This window comes from Sphingomonas sp. AC435, assembly GCF_979253005.1.
This window is the reverse complement of the sequence record NZ_CEEDCJ010000091.1, coordinates 1-243: the sequence shown is the minus strand read 5'-3', so window position 1 is coordinate 243 and position 243 is coordinate 1. Positions and strand designations below refer to the sequence as shown.

The following is a 243-nucleotide window of genomic DNA, read 5'->3' as shown; positions in this document are numbered from 1 at the left end:
GTCCAGACCGCGATCGTGATCGGGGCGACGACGGCGCTGCGGACGCTGATGTCGACACCCTGGCTGCGCGCGTGGGTCCGCGTGAAGGTCGCCAAGCATCTGTTTACGCACCGGTACGACTACCGCGTCGAGGGGCAGCGGGTGACGGCGACGCTCGGCGCGTCCGGCGAGGGTACCGCGCCGCTGGCGACTCGAACGATCAAGGCGCTGGCCGATCTGGTCGATGCGCCCGCAGGACTGTTG

The 243-nt window shown here is 70.0% G+C and carries 1 pseudogene; it reads left to right on the top strand.

Annotated elements, in window-relative coordinates:
- Positions 1-15: 15 nt before the first annotated feature.
- Positions 16-243: pseudogene (locus tag AC0CH8_RS19060) on the top strand (XrtA/PEP-CTERM system histidine kinase PrsK); the annotation flags it as partial.